This window comes from Psychrobacter maritimus, from assembly GCF_904846345.1.
Classification (GTDB): domain Bacteria; phylum Pseudomonadota; class Gammaproteobacteria; order Pseudomonadales; family Moraxellaceae; genus Psychrobacter; species Psychrobacter maritimus.
The window spans coordinates 1-17,631 of record NZ_CAJHAJ010000016.1; the positions used below are offsets into that span (position 1 = coordinate 1).

Annotated in this window: 16 protein-coding genes; 11 read left to right on the forward strand and 5 right to left on the reverse strand. The window is 34.2% G+C overall.

Annotated elements, in window-relative coordinates; genetic code table 11:
• Positions 1-643: 643 nt before the first annotated feature.
• The 6 genes from JMX50_RS12855 to JMX50_RS12880 all read left to right on the forward strand — a co-directional run bounded on the left by JMX50_RS12855 (position 644) and on the right by JMX50_RS12880 (position 6,644).
• Entirely contained in the window at positions 644-1,558 is a 915-nt protein-coding gene (locus JMX50_RS12855) for a replication initiation protein (protein ID WP_201629994.1), read from the forward strand.
• 192 nt (positions 1,559-1,750) lie between these two features.
• Positions 1,751-2,389, forward strand: coding sequence for a ParA family partition ATPase (gene parA / locus JMX50_RS12860; RefSeq protein ID WP_201629996.1), 639 nt, complete (start codon positions 1,751-1,753; stop codon positions 2,387-2,389).
• 3 nt (positions 2,390-2,392) lie between these two features.
• Complete coding sequence (locus JMX50_RS12865; RefSeq protein WP_201629998.1) at positions 2,393-2,602, forward strand: plasmid partition protein ParG; 210 nt, start codon at positions 2,393-2,395, stop codon at positions 2,600-2,602.
• A gap of 238 nt (positions 2,603-2,840) precedes the next feature.
• The gene (locus JMX50_RS12870; protein WP_201630000.1) at positions 2,841-3,749 is read left to right on the forward strand and encodes a hypothetical protein; all 909 of its coding nucleotides are present in this window, start codon (positions 2,841-2,843) and stop codon (positions 3,747-3,749) included.
• A gap of 1 nt (position 3,750) precedes the next feature.
• Positions 3,751-5,730 carry a hypothetical protein gene (locus JMX50_RS12875; RefSeq protein ID WP_201630002.1) on the forward strand — a complete coding sequence of 660 codons (1,980 nt, stop codon included), beginning with the start codon at positions 3,751-3,753 and terminating at the stop codon, positions 5,728-5,730.
• Complete coding sequence (locus JMX50_RS12880; protein WP_201630004.1) at positions 5,727-6,644, forward strand: hypothetical protein; 918 nt, start codon at positions 5,727-5,729, stop codon at positions 6,642-6,644. The genes JMX50_RS12875 and JMX50_RS12880 overlap by 4 nt, the downstream gene beginning before the upstream one ends.
• Before the next feature lie 142 nt (positions 6,645-6,786).
• Here JMX50_RS12880 and JMX50_RS12885 read toward each other — a convergent pair whose 3' ends face one another.
• Positions 6,787-7,374: a recombinase family protein gene (locus JMX50_RS12885; protein ID WP_201630006.1), complete on the reverse strand. Its 588-nt coding sequence runs from the start codon at positions 7,372-7,374 to the stop codon at positions 6,787-6,789.
• 551 nt (positions 7,375-7,925) lie between these two features.
• Between JMX50_RS12885 and JMX50_RS12890 the strand changes: the two genes are divergently transcribed.
• Both JMX50_RS12890 and JMX50_RS12895 read left to right on the forward strand, forming a co-directional pair.
• Positions 7,926-8,204, forward strand: coding sequence for a hypothetical protein (locus JMX50_RS12890; RefSeq protein WP_201630008.1), 279 nt, complete (start codon positions 7,926-7,928; stop codon positions 8,202-8,204).
• Positions 8,205-8,398: 194 nt separating this feature from the next.
• Complete coding sequence (locus JMX50_RS12895; protein WP_201630010.1) at positions 8,399-9,253, forward strand: hypothetical protein; 855 nt, start codon at positions 8,399-8,401, stop codon at positions 9,251-9,253.
• 710 nt (positions 9,254-9,963) lie between these two features.
• On the opposite strand, the gene JMX50_RS13330 is transcribed toward JMX50_RS12895, so the two are convergent.
• Positions 9,964-10,113, reverse strand: a complete 150-nt coding sequence (locus JMX50_RS13330; RefSeq protein ID WP_413786842.1) for a hypothetical protein — start codon at positions 10,111-10,113, stop codon at positions 9,964-9,966.
• An 84-nt stretch (positions 10,114-10,197) separates the two neighbouring features.
• On the reverse strand, positions 10,198-11,322 hold the full coding sequence (locus tag JMX50_RS12900; RefSeq protein WP_201630012.1) for a competence protein CoiA: 1,125 nt from the start codon (positions 11,320-11,322) through the stop codon (positions 10,198-10,200).
• 521 nt (positions 11,323-11,843) lie between these two features.
• Between JMX50_RS12900 and JMX50_RS12905 the strand changes: the two genes are divergently transcribed.
• Positions 11,844-12,191 carry a hypothetical protein gene (locus tag JMX50_RS12905; RefSeq protein ID WP_201630014.1) on the forward strand — a complete coding sequence of 116 codons (348 nt, stop codon included), beginning with the start codon at positions 11,844-11,846 and terminating at the stop codon, positions 12,189-12,191.
• Positions 12,192-12,537: 346 nt separating this feature from the next.
• Here the strand turns inward: JMX50_RS12905 and JMX50_RS12910 are convergent, their stop codons facing one another.
• Entirely contained in the window at positions 12,538-14,172 is a 1,635-nt protein-coding gene (locus tag JMX50_RS12910; RefSeq protein WP_201630016.1) for a hypothetical protein, read from the reverse strand.
• 63 nt (positions 14,173-14,235) lie between these two features.
• Between JMX50_RS12910 and JMX50_RS12915 the strand changes: the two genes are divergently transcribed.
• Entirely contained in the window at positions 14,236-15,561 is a 1,326-nt protein-coding gene (locus tag JMX50_RS12915) for a site-specific DNA-methyltransferase (protein ID WP_201630017.1), read from the forward strand.
• Positions 15,562-16,037: 476 nt separating this feature from the next.
• On the opposite strand, the gene JMX50_RS12920 is transcribed toward JMX50_RS12915, so the two are convergent.
• A complete protein-coding gene (locus JMX50_RS12920) occupies positions 16,038-17,282 on the reverse strand; it encodes a hypothetical protein (protein ID WP_201630018.1) in 1,245 nt (414 codons plus the stop codon).
• An 85-nt stretch (positions 17,283-17,367) separates the two neighbouring features.
• Here JMX50_RS12920 and JMX50_RS12925 point away from each other — a divergent pair, with 85 nt between their 5' ends.
• Entirely contained in the window at positions 17,368-17,577 is a 210-nt protein-coding gene (locus JMX50_RS12925; RefSeq protein ID WP_201630019.1) for a helix-turn-helix domain-containing protein, read from the forward strand.
• Positions 17,578-17,631: the final 54 nt, after the last annotated feature.

Below are 17,631 nucleotides of genomic sequence, written 5' to 3' on the forward strand. Positions count from 1 at the left end.
AAAAAACATCACACTCAAAAAAACCTATGAGATATGCGATGCACTGCAAATCGATATAAAGATTCTGATATAAATCATGACTTAATTATTAGGCTCTAGAACGCTCTCAGAGCGAGATACAAGGCTTATTAATCTTTATGATGAGTTGTAGCTATAAGTCGTCTAATGACTACTACAGCATCTTCTAAGACTGTTTAAAGTCTATCGATCAACATGCTTGTTCTAATTGTATTTAATTAGTCTTTAGCATTGGAACTTAAGCCTCGTTTCTCTATATTGGCTAATAGATTTTAATCGTTAAGATTCACTCAATTTTATTAACTTATCCACAGAAAAATTTAAAAATCTCTTTAAAGGTTTTTATTTATTCTTGTTTATTCTTGTTTAACCCTGTTTACTCTTGTTTAGAGCTCTTTTTCCCTTTTATAATCAATGGCTTACAACCTCGCATAACAGTAAATGATGTGGGATAACAGTAAATGATGTGGGATAACAGTAAATGATGTGGGATAACAGTAAATGATGTGGGATAACAGTAAATGATGTGGGATAACATAACGTAAAACAATATTAATTTAATTGTTGTTATGCGTTATGTTGTTAGGTTATACTCACTAATACTGAGTGAACGAGTAAATATAAAATGAAAAATAATCTTGTAGCAAAATCTAATGATTTAATTGTTGCTAGTTACGAATTGACAAGAAATGAACAACGCTTATTATTAGCCTGTATTAGTCAAATCAACAGTCAACCTAATGCGTCTGAAATTACAACGCAAGATGAATTCGTGGTAACTACTGAGCAGATGAAAGCACTATATAAGGACTCTAGTAAAGATAATGTTTACAGGGATTTGAATGTTGTTGCAAATAATCTTTTCGAAAGGGAAGTTAAGATAGCGCTACCTGATAATGAAATGCTACGGACACGTTTTGTGTCAAGTGTCTTATTCCAACCTGAAAAATCACAAATAACTGTCACATTTGCCCAGAAGATACTTCCTTACCTAACGCAGCTGAAGAAGAATTTCACAAGATATAGGCTTGCTGATACTGTTGAGTTGACGAGTATTTATGCTATTCGGCTTTATGAAATGGTCGTCTGTTGGCAAGGACAAAATAGATGGAGCGAAACTGTAGATTTAGGTGAATTTAGATATATGATGGGATGTGTTGGTAAGTACAAACAGTTTGGACAGTTGCGCGAATCAGTTATTGAAAAAGCAGTTGAGCAAATAAATGAAAATACTGCTTATAACGTCAGTGTTAAATATCGCAAGATCAAACACACATATAAAAGCGTAACTTTTAGTTTTTATAAAAAAGGTGCTATCTCATTAACAGATGATAAAGGCGCATTATCGCTAGATAAAATTAGACGTATTGTTCGTTCAGCGCAATTTACGGCAGACTATAATGATCATCAATTGCTGTCGGTTGAGGCTAGAGATAGCAATGAAGCGTTTTGGGCTAAAGCTGAACAGTTAATAGCAGAAAGCCCAAAAGAGTTCTCTAAGCGACCATTTGATGAATATTTAAAAATAAAAGCAGATTAGCGGAACAGGCAGGCTATAGAGTTAAAATAAGAAAGGTCTTATTTAATAGCTTGATATATTGCCTGATAAACGCTAAATTTTTCTAGTATACTCAAATACTCAAATACTCAAATACTCAAATACTCAAATACTCAAATACTCAAATACTCAAATACTCAAATACTCAAATACTCAAAATATGGAAGTTGCTCTATGAAAGTAATAGCGGTATTAAATCAGAAAGGCGGTAGTGGCAAAACTACGATTGCTACCCAAATAGCAAGGGGACTACAGCTACAAGGGCATAGTATTTTGTTGGTTGATAGTGATAAACAGGGTAGTGCTAGAGACTGGAGAGCAGTTGATGAAGATAACCCAGTTCCAGTAATCGGACTTGATCGCCCAACTTTAGATAAAGATCTAAAAAGTGTATCTGACAAGGATTATGTGGTCATCGATGGCTCTCCCCAAGCAACGAGTTTAGCAGTATCTGCTATTAAAGCTGCTGACTTTATACTGATTCCTGTACAACCGAGTCCGTACGATATTTGGGCTACCAGTGATTTAGTAGATCTAGTGAAACAGCAGATAGAGATGACAGACGGAAAGCTGAAAGCAGCCTTTGTGGTGTCTAGAGCAATCCAGAACACTAACATTGGCAAAGAGGTGGCTACCGTACTTTTGGACTACGGTTTACCAGTTTTGGATACTAGAATTATGCAGCGTGTGAGTTATCCGAACAGCGCATCATTGGGTAAAACGGTGTTTGATACAGAAGCATCTAATAGTAATGCTGTACAAGAGATGACAGCTTTAGTAAATGAGATAAAAACGTTTTTTGATGAGGAGTAGGGTATGAGTCTAGCAGCAGGTAGACCAAGTAAAAAAGCAAAAGATGAGCTCGATTTATCAGATGTCTCCGATAGTCCAAAAAAGACAGTTCGTGTAAATTTCAATCTTGATGAAGAGATGTATATTAGGCTGAAAAAGCATGCGCTCGATAGTCGTAAAACAGTGACTCAGTTGCTTACTGAAATGATCGATGAAAAAGTGATCGAAAGATAGAAGATAATTAAATATAGTTAAAATGAAATAGCAATTTTTTCTCAGTTTTAATAGACCTTTTGCAAAAGTACCGTTTTATTGACCTCTACCAACAGAGCATCGAGGGCTAACAATAACTTGTGCAAAAGATCTAATATACAGTTCTTTGAACTATCTTCTTTTATGGTATAAATATACATTAGTCTTTGGAATTCCTTTCAAAGAGTCACGCTCAGTTCCTTAATAAATAGTTGAAAAAATGAAATTACCTGATAACTGGACTCAATTCAAAAAGAACATGTTAGAGAAAATAAAAATGTATTGTAATTCAAATATCTGGCCGTTTCCATATAGTGACGTCACTGCATGGCTCAAAAATTTTGATGAACCAATAGAAGAGTATTTGGCTTTACAGATTTTGGATAGCTTAATTGTTAGAACTAGCGAAACAACAAAAGCTAGCTATTCTAGTTTATTTAATAGCAAACTTAGGCAAACTTTGATTGAAGAGGGTTTAATAAGTAACATGCCTATTGCTGAGTGGAAAATGCACTTAAAAAAGGGATCTTTGAGTAGAATTATACAGTTTTCACCTGTACGTAAACCTAATGATGAAGGTGAATCAGGTAGTACAATTTTCCGGATGCTATCTGAGGATCTGCACACAGATAGATACTCATCACTAGGTAATAGACATGATCCGAGGGTAATAGTACTTATTGACGATATTATTGGCAGTGGCACTCAGTTTGTTACAGGTTTCTCAGAGTCATTCGATCTAGCCAATAAAATTGAAACAAAAAAGATAATATACTGCCCATTGATAGCATTTGAGGAAGGTATAGAAAATATTAAATCAAAATTTCCAGATATATGTATAATGCCAGCCGAATATATATATAAATCTGATAGTATTTTTTATGGAAATGACAATGATTTATTTAGAAATGATAAAAAAAATACTGTTGGTGAGGCAAAAATAGTTTTTAATTCAATGCGAGAAAAGTATTGGCCAAGTATAGATATAAACGACTGGTATGGGCATGAGTCTGCTTGCTTACCCGTAGTTTTTGAATGGGGATGTCCTAATCAAGCACCACGACTATTATGGTGGCAATCTCTAAACAACGATTTTACATGGCATCAATTATTTAGTAGGAGGTCTTGAATTGAAAATAATAGACATAATTAATAGCTTGTCTACTGCACGTATGGAGCATCAGACTTCCAATGGCAGCGTTTTAAATAGATTTGTAGTCCCATACTTTATTGATCGTCTAGATTTGAGAAATATTTCTCATTCTATAGCGCTAGTTGGATCGAGAGGTTCTGGAAAGAGCACTTTTATACAATATTTCTCTCATTCAACTAGATTTGATAAAAAAAAATCTACAGTAGATATGGATGAATTTAAGTCTATACTATTTTATTGGAAGCCTGACACATCTTATTGCCAAGGACTTAATAAAGAATGGCTTGGAAGTGATGCCATGCATTTCTTTAACTTGCATGCTTCACTTTCTTTAATAGAAGAAATATTACAACTCCTTAAAAATTCTAGCCATCATTTTCCTGAAATAATCACTGAGTTAGATAATAATGAAATATTTTGGAAAGCTATTTCAAAAGTAACTAAACAGAAAATAACAACACTAGAATATCTAGAAGAATGGATAAATGAATACAAATATGAGGTTTCAACAAGAATAAACCCTATAAACACTACAAATTTACTTTCTCCTCAACCTAAGCCTATGCTTAGCTTTTTGCTAAGCTCTTTGAAGAAAAGTAGTAGTTTTTTCCAAGATACTAATTTTAAGGTTTATATAGATGAGTTTGAGTTACTAAATGTAGACCAGCAGAAACTAATAAATACATATAGAAAAGAGTCTAATAAAGATATTAACTGGAATGTAGCTTATAAGTTTAATTCAAAGCCTACAAGAGAAACTACTTCCGATCAATGGTTACAGTCTCCAGATGACTATAGAGAAGAGAACCTGGATAAGCTTATAGAAAATGATTATAGAATATATGCTGCAGAAATATTTATCCTATCCTTACAAAATGCTGGTTTAACCTGTAATTCAATAAAACTGAACCCAGAGTTCTTAGGAGATCGCACAAAAATCAATATACGTAAAGAACAAGGTTACAAGAAAGCTGTTATTAATATAATAAGTAAGATTTTACCCACCCCTTCGATAAGCGAGCTTTCTGAAAAATGCTTATTAAATAATAGTATCCAAACTAAATTAAAAGATGTTTTCCAATCATTAGATATTGATAGTAAGTTTCTAAAAAAAGCATATAGCAATCCTAGTCTTGCTATTACAATGATAGGTACATATAAGCAAAAGAGCTTTGACAAAAAGATATTTTGTGACTATATGGACGATATTATTGATGATGTTAATCGCAAAAAGGTTAAAGGGAAAATAGATACTTTCGAATATAATACTCTTCTTACGCTAAATCTGCAGCACTCTTCTGTAGAAACACCACTATATGCAGGATTTGAACGGTTTATAACTATGACAACACCAAACATAAGACATTTTAAAGAATTATGTTTAAGCTCATTAAAGTATTCTGATGATTTTGATGAAGAAAGTGTTGAATACGAGACAGTTTCTGATATTAAACCAATATCAGAGTTAGGTATGCACTTAGGAGCTATATCTACAAGCTCTGATCTGCTAAAAGAGATTGTGAGCTATCCACCTCATGGAAGAAAGCTATCTCAGATGGTAAATAGAATAGGCGATTTATTTAAGTTATCACAAAATGGTAGTTACCAAACAGAGCCGGAAAGAGCAATTTTTACAATAGATTATGATTTTTCTGGTTCTGACTTAGAAATAGAAAGTTTGATAGATTCTGCTATATGCTGGAGAGTATTAGTCGAAGATAAGCTTAAAAGAAGAAAGAATGAAACAAATATTAAAAATAAAGAGTTTCAGCTGAATCCCATCTACTCACCAAACTTCGGAATATCATATCGGAAAAAAACAGATTTAAGTTTGACTCTAGAAAACTTCAAAATCATAGTAAATGGTGATTCTGATAGCTTTTCCTTCTTTCTTAAAGACTATCAAAAAAAATGGAATTCTGATAGCTTTATTAGTACCCAAGGTATTTTGTTATGATAGATATTACAAGTTGGGTAATGAATCGCACTGATGAAATTGATATCGATAATAGCGTTAAGGTTTATGATATAACCTTTACATGTCCTGAAAGTTATGACGATAGAGGAAGTTGGTCAAACCAATATATCAGTAATATCTCAAAAAATATCTTTAGAGTGTCTTATAACGCTGAAAATTACTCTTTACTAATAAATGATGATGAAGTAAAAATAGGAGCTATTAAAGACTATACCCTTTCTGAAGGAAGATTTTTGGTTGACGCTACATCTTTATCTTTTCCTGAAATAGTTCATATCTTTACTATCTTAAATCATAATAAATCTGATTTTGACCTGATCTATGTACAGCCTGATGGTTACACAGAAAATAATAATAACAATTTTGAAAGAGTCAATACGTTTGATCTTTCAGATGATGGAATAGGAATACGTCAAATCCCACCATTTGTTGGCATAATTGATAACTCAGTTATGTTTATAACTTTAGGTTTTGAAGGTCACAGACTAGGTTCGCTAATTAATTCAGAAGAATACAATATAAAAGATCTTCATTGTTTAATAGGGAACCCACCATTTAAGATAGGCTGGGAAAATAATACTTTATCAAATAACTATAAAAACCTAGATTTAATTAGAAAAGGTATGGATGCTTCTTTCTGCTACGCCGGAGCTAATGATCCAGTAAAAACATATGAGATTATAGAAAAAATATATATAAGTTCAGATTATGAAAAAAAGAAACTATGTTTGGTACCTTTTGGAACAAAGCCATCGGCTATAGCTATAGCACAATTCGCTGTGAATAATAGCGGAGTAGTAATTATTTATGACTTCGTAAAAAAGAAAAGGAATCGTTCAAGTGGCATAGATTTATTACACACTTGGAGTTTTACCTATACTTTTAATTCCTAAATATTTGAATACGCTTAATCGCAAATAACACTTATTTATAAGAATATTTTAGCTTTTTTGACACTGGACTAGGAGTGCGTACCTGCTTGTATCTACTAACAGGAGAGTAGGCAGTTACATACTTATTAGGAAAGTCTCATTGTCAATATTTTAAGACTCGATAAACAGTAGCTACCCCAACACCAACTGCCTTAGCGATTTCGTCTTTTGTCATATTGTTTTGACTGCCTAATTCTCTAATACGATTGTGTTTTGATAAATTTGCTTTCTTACCAGTAGGTTTATATCCACTGTTTGCCAATCCCTGCTTGATACGCTCTCTACGCTTATCGTTATCAAGCTTTGCCATCGTTGCTAATAAGTCGATCAACATATGGTTAATCACTGTTAGAATTTCACCTGTCATGCCATCATTAACCGTATGCGTGGTTGGTAGGTCAGCCACCACCAATCGTAAGCCCTTGTCTTTTATACGCTGCTTTAGAATCGCAAAATCATCTTGAGATAGCCTGCTTAATCTATCTACGCTTTCGACCAGCAGAATATCGCCTTCTTCAGCTTCATTGAGTAACAGAGTGAGTGCCGGTCTATTGAGCTTCGTACCACTGAAATGCTCAATATATTCAGCATAGCTATCATCATAGCTTTTGCTAAAGCTAATTAAGTCAGCCAAGGCTCTCTTAGCGTCTTGATCTTTAGTACTGGCTCTCACATAAATACGAACAGTCATAACGCTATCTTTATCACTTAGACTTAATAGTTGATATTTATTGATAATAGCAAGATATTACTATCATTTAATAATATAAACAAGTCTAATGATAGAAAGATTATCGTTTATATTTTTTATGCTTTGGGTATAGTCTAATGATAGTGGTATCTTGTTTTATATGCATTAAAATAGCAGACAACTAAGAAGAGTAACCGATGATGAAATATATATTACTGTTAGCTTTTGCACTTATGCCAATAGCTAATGCTGAGTCATGGATTAAATTATACGTACCTAAAGGTTATATAAATTATATCGATAGAGATTCTATAAAAAGAACAGGTGATTTTGCTTACTATACGATGAAAGATGACGATTCAGACGACCGTTACTCAATCGTAAGATTTAAGCACGACTGTAAATATAGTGCGCGTCAAACGTTATCTAGGGATTCTTACGATAGGGTAACTAATAAACTTATACGTACTGATATTTACTCTACTAGTGAAATGATTCAATACCCTAGGTCATCTACAATGATTAAAGTAGAAAATATGGTCTGTAGATAGTTGTTCACTTTCTTAGCATTAATCTCTTATAGTCTAATGATAGTAGCCAATGCTGAGTCATGGATTAAACTATCTGTTCCTAAAGGTTATATAAGTTATATCGATAAAGACTCTATAAAAAGGAAAGGTGAAAAACGCCCTTCGATAGATGCGATTGTTCGTCTATTTAGTTGGTTAGTGTATAGAAATGATGATTTTCAAGAACATGATTCTATTAAGAGCGTTATAGATGCTGGTGGTTACGATCCAGATTATGATTGGGTTGAAGAAAACACTTGATAAGTAAAATTAATACCCTCTTACCTTAACCATATGGTCGGATGTTCAAATCCTCGTTAGCGCGCCATAATCATTTACTATAAGAAACGTTATGGTAAATGTGTTTAGAAAGTGAAAAGTACATTCAGACCATTTAACTTGAAATATACGATAATTTCTACACACAATAAATACATCGGATATAGAGAAAAGAGATGATAACAGTATTAGAAGAAATGAAAGAAACCCAAATGTTATCTTCATTGATTAGTGAAAACCTAAAAAATATTGGTAAAGAAAAATTTATTGAAAGAGTGATTAAAAGTCTACAAGTAGAAAACAACAAGACAGATCGAGAAAAGGCAGAAATTTATCAACGTATTGATTATTACTTAAAAAATATTAATGAGTTGCATCTCTTCCGAACTTATTGTGATGGAAATGACATTGCGAGAGCTTTAGCTTTTAGTGCTAAGCTACTTAAGAACGTTCCGCTGAATGAACGTAATATTCGTAGTTATCATTCCGACAACCGACAATATGATCCAAGAAAAAACGGAATCAATATTATTAAACATGGCTTATCTTTTGACGATGTTTTTAGTCTTTCAAAAGGTTGCTTTGCTAGGTTATCTGTAGCTGTTATTGAAAATGGTGAGCAACGTCATGCAGTGTTCACAAAAGTTCCTAATGAAGATAAATTTATTGTAAGTATAGTTAAGTTTCACAGTTCTAAAAACAATGATGATATCAAAATTGCTAAAATAACTCAGGATGTTATGGCTGAAAGGCTTGGTATGGAGAATGATTGGGTTGAAGTAGATATAAGTCAAAAAGATATTGTGGAGATAATGAAGCGAGCTAAAGATATAGTAAATTATGATGATACTGAACCCATGACTTTTATTTCTTCTTGGTTTTTCGATGTTAATAGTTTCGATAAGACAGTTGTAGACCGTATACGTTTTACTGGAAACCATAAGGTAAAAGAGCCAAAAATAGCAGCTAGGGAAATGAAAGCTAGAGCTTTAGAGATACTAAAAAATGAATGGGGTATAAGAGGTAAATAAAATTTACCTCTTAGCATCTTGACTTTTCTTGTCTGATAACTTACTGTCGAAACAGTTGATTGTTCACCAATCAACATTCTCCTCCGTTTTAATTAAAGTAGTAGCTGTACTATTTCTGTGTTGTACCCCTTATATCTTGAGTTTGCTTGATTTATATAATGTAATTAGTTTTATAGCTACGGCAGACTTTGCGTTTGGAAAAATAAAATGTTTGACTAACCTTAAAAACTATAAGGACAAAGGTATGAATGCAGTTAATAGAGTCGATGGTGTGATTGCAGTGTTCTGGGAGTTAACACAGAGATAACGCTATTCTTTAATTAAATAGTAAGTGGTGGAGGGTACTGCTTAAGGTCGTGCCTTAGACTCCCACCAAATTCAAAACCGCCCAATTAGGGCGGTTTTTCTATTCTTATACTTTGTAATATTTTAGAACTTTTGATTATGTAAATAGTGCTGTAGGGTACAGTTAGTGCCATATAACCCATCAAATAACACAAAACGGTAGATTGCGCTTTGCATGTTAACAACCTACCTTTGTAAGATAGGAAATATATCGCTCTTGCTTGTTTTTGCTGTTAGGTCACTGGTAATAATAGCGGCAAATTCATAGATGCTATTTATTAATAGGGGCTTTACTAACAAGTTTAGATAAGGTGACAAGCTTTTTGCTGATTAAGCTGTTGCTCATGTTGTAAAATGAGTCAGGACTAGCTGTATCGAGAGATCCAAATCGTCTGCTTTCTTTTGAATGTGAATGATATGGCGGTGATAGTTTTGCCTGTCTTATACTGATCGTACTTGACGGCTATACCTATGTTCTCATTGATCTGATTGACGTCATAGTCTAACACCTTCATAAGCCTGCTTATTTAAGAATCGCCTCAACAAAGCTTCATAATGAATACATGGATTAAAGATATAGCGGCTGCCCTCTTTTTTTACTATCTATCTCTCATAATCCATTTACCAAACTCAAAACTTTCCCCTTGTTCAATTAAATCTCCCTTGTTAGGAATGTCGATACAATGGGTTTTAATCATGCTAGGGTTTTTATCATTATAATAACTAATGAAGTTTTTACCCATCAAAGCATCACAGTGAATACAGGAGTTTGCGACATAGCTACCGCCTACTGTTTTACTATACCTACGCCTTAAAGGTGCGAAGTTATAAGCCCTAGCAAGCTGTGTATTAAGAGCTTCAAGTATTTGGTCATCACAATCATCTATTGCTTCAGATTGAAATAAGTATTCTATTTCAACCCCAAAAACTATCTCTTTAAAGTACATTCGAGTCACTATTTTGGTAGTACCGCCACAACGCTTATTCCAACAGTTTTGCTTAATAATTTCTAAGTACATCCTTTTCACAAGGCTATATTTCTTTGTAAACTTTATCCTACTTGATACTAAGTTCTTTATAAAATATTCTAGCTCAAGTGCTATTGGTTCAAGTGGATCATAACTATTGGTTTTTAGCTTATTAACGTTATAGACTACATACGTATGCTCGTCCTGCTTTTTATTTTTGTAGATAGAGAATACCGGCATATCTTTTGTGCTGTAGGCATAATCTCCTACAATTGCATCTCTAGCCTTCATTGAGCCACTTCTAAGCAGCCATGCACACCTCACGCCTGATTGTGCATACTTTTCTTGTCTGCGGCTTGTCTCGATAAAGGTTTGAGGGCTCCATTGAACTTCTATAGCAATCTTAGCTTTGCCTTTTTCTGCGTAAATATCCGCTATCCATTCCTCACCATTAGGAGTAGCGCCTCTTTTTTCGACCTCTACAGCCCAACCGTTCCTATCCAATTCTTTCATCACAAGATATTTGATATGGATGTGTTCTGCAGACTCGCCACCAGTGGAGCATTCACTGGTTTTAGGCTTTACTTTGTGAGCAAAAAACTGTGTGCCTAACTTGCTTGTCTTTAGTATTGCTTGATTACCGCAGCAGGTCATTTCAAAAACAGACGCTTTATTCTCTTTTAACGTTATCCAGTCTTTCAGGTCATATTGAAAACCATAAATTGTCTGATTGTCCTTATTGCAAGAAAACGCCATGTTGATCCCCAATTATTTTTTTCTAATAGTTGCTATCATGGTCTGAAATTACATGATTGTGTGCTAAAAAAGAAGAACATATATTTAAGCCTCTAACAAAATTTTAAAATCGTCTTGTATCAGCAGATACAAGACTGAGGTTAGCTTGAGGCTTAAACTGATTTAAAACTATAATTACTGACCAACGAAAAACCAACTACAATATAAAAATACCCCATTTTTGACGGCGGTAGCCTATCCTGCAATCAAGTTTATCTTCCCCTATAACTCCTCTTTTACTCATCACCTCTGATAATTCGTAATTATCGGATCATTAATGGTAATAAATACGTTCTTAGGCTCGTTTAGGCTCATATCCGCTCATTTGGTTTCATTTGCGCTCAAAACTATCCATAAAAATGTTAAAATATGCTCATTTGGTTTCATATACGCTCATTTAGGCTCATTTAGGCTCATTTAGGCTCATTAGTGATATATGATGTATTTACCGATGTTTATCAGTGGATAAGGGAAGGAAAGTCATGGCAAAGCCAAAACTATCAAAAGCTGCTATAGGTTTCATTATTGAAAAGCGGAACGATTGGAATGTTAATTATACTTTTGCTGATATTGCTGAATTACTAAAAGAAGATTTTGGCATCACTATCACCGAACAAGGTGTTAGTAAAAGTTATCGTAAATATAAAGATGATGAAAAAGCTCAAACGCTCTTAGTATCAGCCAAGAAGAAAGATCTTCGCAAAGGTAACTCAAGAATGGATAGCACTAATGGTAATTTAGAAATCCCTAACACTACTAAATATCCTAGAGATTTTGATGAAGATGCGGGTAAAAATTATGACGTTAATGACTTCTTTATGAAAGAATAGACCTCTTGCATAAGTAATCGCTAGCCCTCGTAACTCCGTCAGTGGAAGTCAATGAACTGGTACTTTCGCAAGAGGTCTAATAAATAAATAAAAGAAAGGAAAAGGTTTTTAATAGCTTTTGAATAATTTTACGCCTGCTGTAAACATTGGTATTACAGACTTTTATACACCATTAAAAGGTACTTAAAATATTTCTCCCTTATATATTTACTATACTGATAATGAGTAATAAGCAATACTGTTAATTTGCATCTAAGCTGTCGTAAATGAGTGAGTTATCTAGTCATGCCATTCTCTATAATAATTGACACTGAGCTATTGGAAGAGAAAAACAGATATTAGCGTCTTAGCGACGTTTAAAAACCCCTTCATCTAATAGCCATTCAATATCACTCGCAAAGACGGGAGCACTAATGGTAATCTGCTTACACATAGAGCAAACAAGGTTAGTTAGCTCGGACTCCATAATTCCATAGTTTGCCCCGTAGCCCGGTACCAATAAATACTTCATACTTTTTCTTTGTTCATTTGAAATAGTCGAAGCATAGTTTGCAGCAATATCAAGAATTAAGAGTCTTCTAGTAATTTCGCTACGCTCCATAGATATTATTAGTTTAGTGCCATTCTTATCAATACTTTCACTTATATATCCAAGCTCGATACAAACTAAAGTTATGCGTTCAATCTCTTCTTTCGGATAACCATCAAGCTCTAATGAATGAAAAACCGACTCTTTTAAGCCTTGTTCGTTAGTGATGATAGCGTGCTCAAGTTCAATAGGAGTTAAGAATTTGATATGCTGAAGCTCGCGTCTTAATCTTACCAAGATACTTTTAACCTGAAAAAAAGATGCTGTACTATCAAACGCTAGCATATGCTTTAGATCGCCACGTAAAGACGCGTAGTAACCAGCGCCATCAAGATATTCAACAAATCGAGCATTAGCATAGTTTGCAAGTGTAAATGTTCTAGAACTATGAGTTTGATCTACTACTTTATGTGACACACTGCCAGAGTCACCAGCGTAAAACTGAGATTGTATAAATAACTTTGGCTTTGGTTCCCAATTATCTATTTTATAAGGGAGTATAAAGTCATATGCTCTTGTTTTTTTCTTCCTTTTACCGTCTTCTACAATCTCTTCTTCACCAATTGTTACATCATTAGTATTAAAGTCAGAATTTGGCTGCAATCCCATAGTTAACAGCTTTTCTCGAAGTAGGTCCTCAGTAATATGTCCACCAGTAGCCGAAACACTACCTCTTACTTTAAATATAGTACAAGCATTAAGTAAGTATTTACCTAAATCTTCAGATGTTGTAAGACTGTTTAGCTCAGTATATGAGCGGCAAATTGCCCAAAATTGCTTTATTTCTTCTTCGTTCTCAAGTATTAGGCCTATGTACTCTTTTAGAAGCAATCTGAGATAAAGCATTAAGTCAAAAGTAGGCTCGGTCTTAACTTCAGAACTGTATATTTCATGAGAGCCAATAAAACAAGCTGCTAAGGACTTTGCGATAAAATCAGATTTTATCGTAGAAGGGAGTTCTTTTAGGGTAAATTTCATTGTTTTTTTAGATGAGCCTTTTTTTGGTATCAAAGGTTTTACATCATCTTCTTTCAACTGTATCAAGAAATGGTTTTTTAGGTTATTGTCAGTTGCGCCAGATGTTAAAAACAGCAAGTTAAAAAATGCTTCATAGAAAACTGCAACGTGTTCTTCATCTTTGGCGAAGGATTCCCCTACTACAAATTGACCACCTGCACTTATGACGGCATCACAAATATTTTCGACACTACAATCTTGATAACTGGAAAAATCATTCAGATGAGATGAAATGGTCTCGATACATTGGCATAGCGCCTCTATTTCTGAATTAAATCTCTTACTATCCTTAATTCTCTCTAGTTTTGCAGTAAGCCACTGATCAAATTCAGCAAGTTGTTCTGCAGTATCAAGATTTTCTGGGCGAAGCCGCATCACTGATCCTTCTGTCAAAGTTGAATTAAGCAGTTATAATACCTGTAATAAATAAGGTTTAATATGTTATCTACAATAGATTTAAAAGTAAGTAAGCTAAAAAAAGAGCTAGGGTTGGAACTTCAACAACACTCATCATTTGAGCACACTGAGAGCTTCCACGAAGCCTGTCAAAGTTGGGTTAATGCTGACACCACTCTTTTTGTTGGTGATAACCTGATCTATCTAAAAGAGCTTGCGCTCATGTCCCCAGAGATTGTAGACGTGTGCTACATAGATCCTCCCTATAACACAGGATCAAAGTTTCTTTATGAAGATAATCGGAAATCTGAAGCAAGGGGTATCTTTGGCACACACTCAGCTTGGATGAGCTTCATGTTGCCACGATTGGTGGCTGCTAGAGAAATACTGAAAGAAACAGGTATTATCACTATTAGTATTGATGACTATGAACAAGCTTACCTTAAAATTTTAATGGATAGAATTTTTGGTGAAGATAATTTCATTGGGAGTATCGTTGTTTGCCGTTCAAAAAATGGTAAAGGTAGTAAAAAAAATCTGGCTACTAATCATGAATATCTACTTATTTACGGTAAGTCGAAGCAAGCAGGCTTACGTGGGCAAAGTGATGAAACTGACTATAATAAGCAGGATGAGTTCGGTCAATATCGAGTTGATGGATTGTTTCGTAAAAAAGGCGAAGCTAGTCTGAGGACAGACAGACCAAACATGTTCTATCCCATATATTTCAATCCAAGTAGCGGCAAAGTGTCTATTGAAGCCATTAAAGGATGGAAGGTTACGTATCCAATAGACTCAAAAGGTATAGAGAGACGTTGGCTATGGGGTATAGATACCGCTAGAGAAAGATCATGGCAGCTATATGCTAGTAAGAATGGTGTAATTTACGTTAAAAACTATGCTGGGAACGCTGAAGCCGAAAAACGCACTAAAGTCAGAACACTGTGGAATAATGCTAACTTCTATACAGAAAAAGGCACGAATGAAATAAAGAGTATATTCGGCTCTAAAATTTTCGATACACCTAAACCGCTAGAATATATTAAGAAAATTATTGACGTATCCTCTGATAGCAATGCTGTCATTCTTGACTTCTTTGCTGGATCAGGCACTACAGCGCAAGCAGTAGCTGACCTTAATAGCACTGACAAAGGAACAAGAAGATGCCTTCTAATGGAGTCCGACTCTGTGATTCCACCCAATCACATAGCCCAAGAATCAGGCTTTAAATTTATTTCAGACATAACCGAAAAAAGACTAAAAATAATTAAAAGTAAAGAAGACTCTTTTGAGTTCAAAATAATCAGCCCAAGTATTAATATACCAGTGCAAATACCAACTGATCTTAACGCTGAGATATATAATTAACAGATAAACGACACAAAAAAGAGGCCAATCATACGACTCTTTTTTGTGTCGTTATGTACTACAGTCGAATAAGTACTCTAATAAAACTATTTATGACGTTGATAACCTATCTATAATTATCTTTATCCCATATATACCTTTTATTCATTTTTTCGAATATCAAAAATTACTTGCTAGTAAAAGTGTTATATCAGTTCATTCAAATGAGCTGAAAGCATTAGTTAAGATATTAAAATTGGATAATACTAAATAGACTTCTAGCAACTACAATCTTTCTGAGTTGATTTTACGAGAAAGCGCTTTCATATTATTTATTTTAAATAGCACTCATATACTCATATACTCATATACTCATATACTCATATACTCATATACTCATATACTCATATACTCATATACTCATATACTATTTATTGAACCAGTTTTATACAGGGCCTCACAGTGTTAATTTTGAATGGTTTGTAACTACTTTTAATTTATAATAATCGTGGGTAGTAGACAGTCGATATATTTTTATGAGGTTGTAGTTGCTTCAGTAAATCATCGACTGTGTGTCTAAATCCACAATCTTCGATCCTATGTACCTCATCAAAAAACGTCTTAGTAAGGACAGATTTTGGATGCGTATCATCACGACTGTATTTTTTATTTTCTATCAATTGACTATCTATATTTTCATACATTTTTTGGATATTACTGTAGACAGATTCAGAAGCCCTCTTTTTGTCAATACCAAGCTTATTGCAATATGAAGAAGCCCTTTCCACCCCTTCCCATATGATGTAATAAATTTCACTAACGGAATAATGAAGTAAGCAGGTATTTAATAAGCTCGCCATTTTTGCATCAATAATGGGTGCTAGATTATTATTTTTGGAGCAATACGTCAGATAACTAACACATTCCTCTAATTGAATATCCTGACACCACTCTTTGTACTCAAAATTATATATGAGTCTCTTTTTTGAGGAATCATACTTACTATCGATTATCAGTTTTTGAAGCTGGTCCGGGCTATAAGCGAAATCAAATGTCATTTTACATAGGTCGAATTGAAGCAAACAATCTTCATTAGCCCGAACGTATTCATATGAATTTTCAATGTTAACTAACAGTAAGTTTTTTCTCATTAAACGGTCTAATATTTTAGTGTCTAGACTATATGATGGCGATAACCGAGTATCTAGATTATCAGATAATGAGATAGTTGAACGGAGATTATCTGTTCCCAAGCATGTTAGAACAGCGACTAATAAATAATGATCAATCGCGTTGATATTATCCAAACTAGGAACTGAATATAGCTGAGTCTCTCGAAACTGCATAAGTTGATTTATAAAGGCATTTTCTTTTATTAACTGTTGCTGCAGAGCGATTTCAGTGCCATCACGGCGACTATCTTGTTGCCTACGATGAAAAGCCTTTAAGTAGCAACTCTCACACTCCCAACTATCCAAGTATGAGCTTGTAAATTCTATACGGTTACAGCAAAATTTTGCCGTGCTACAGTTTACGCATTGGCAATCGAGTATTATGAGATAAGCATTGTCCTCAGCAATTTTAGCAACTTCCCTATACGTCAGACCAAATTCATCACCTATTTCTTTACAGCTATAAAGAAACGAATTCTCAGTATTATTTTTGATTCTCAGCCAATACTTGTCACAGATAGTTTTGGCATCCTCTGTAATATCTAGTTTGTACGCTACTTTCGTTTTCATGGCCATCCTGTTAATACCGACTATATCCCGTGGATATTATAGCGAACCACTGTGAGTATTGCTATTTTTAGCAGTGGTTAATGTTATGACGACGGATAAACGTATGGTAGCTTTTGGTAAACGCGTGCGTGAAGTGAGAAAATCAAAGGGGATATCTCAAGAAAAACTAGCCGAAATGGCAGGGATTGATCGGAGCTATATGGGTAACATAGAGCGTGGTGAAAAAAACATCACACTCAAAAAAACCTATGAGATATGCGATGCACTGCAAATCGATATAAAGATTCTGATATAAATCATGACTTAATTATTAGGCTCTAGAACGCTCTCAGAGCGAGATACAAGGCTT